Here is a 911-nt window from a genome sequence, read left to right as displayed (position 1 = left end):
ACATTGTCTTGAACAAGTCATCCGACAAATCCCTTCGCCCACGATCGCGATCAGGTTTTTCGGTCAGCTTCTCAGGCCTGGCCAAGGCGCCGTTTCGCCGCCTCGYGGATCGCCTGCAGGCTGCTGCGGCTGGTGCTGACATCGGCATCGAGTTTCAGGTGCAGCAGCGTCGGCCGGCCGCTGTCGAGCGCAGCGGCGAATGCCGGCCCGAAGCCGGCGGTGTCCGAGACACGTGCCGCGCGCCAGCCGAAGGCCTCGGCCAGTGCCGCGAAATCCGGGTTGAACAGGTCGCTGCCGCTGACGCGCCCGGGGTACTCGCGCTCCTGGTGCATGCGGATCGTCCCGTAGGTGCCGTTGTCGACGACGACGCTGATCAGCCGCTTCGCGCCGTAGCCGGTGGCGGTCGCCAGCTCCTGGCCGGTCATCAGGAAGTCGCCGTCGCCGGCGATGTTGACGACGGTGCGCTCGGGATACAGCAGCGCCGCGGCCACCGCGGCCGGCACGCCGTAGCCCATCGCGCCGGCGGTCGGCGCGAGCTGCGTGCGGCCGGCGTGCTGCATGCCGTGGTAGCGGCAGAAGCGGTGCAGCCAGCCGCTGTAGTTGCCGGCGCCGTTGGTGTAGACCGTATCGGCCGGCGCGAGGCGCTGGATGGTCTTGATGACCTCGGCCATGTCGAGCGGCTGCACCGCGCCGGCGACGTGGTTGGCCTCGTAGTCGGCATGCTCCGCGGCCGTCCACTCGCCCCAGGCCGGCTTGGTCGGCGCAGCCAGCGCTTCGAGCGCCTTCGCGGCGGCAGCCATCGACGACTGCAGCAGCAGGTCGGCGGCGTAGACGCGGCCGAGCTCCTCCGGCCCCGCATGGATGTGCACCAGCTTCTGCAGCGGCCGCGGCGCCTTCAGCAGCGAGTAGCC

General features: G+C 70.4%; 1 protein-coding gene. It reads right to left on the bottom strand.

Going from position 1 to position 911, the window contains the following annotated elements; all coding sequences use genetic code 11:
* Positions 1–71: 71 nt before the first annotated feature.
* The coding region (locus AC1D15_RS34660; RefSeq protein ID WP_477829644.1) for a thiamine pyrophosphate-dependent enzyme at positions 72–911 on the bottom strand (840 nt) is incomplete at its 5' end.

The organism is Rhizobacter sp. P2_H2, assembly GCF_056403375.1.
Note: the sequence above shows the minus strand (reverse complement) of the source record. Positions and strands in the feature narration are given on the sequence as shown.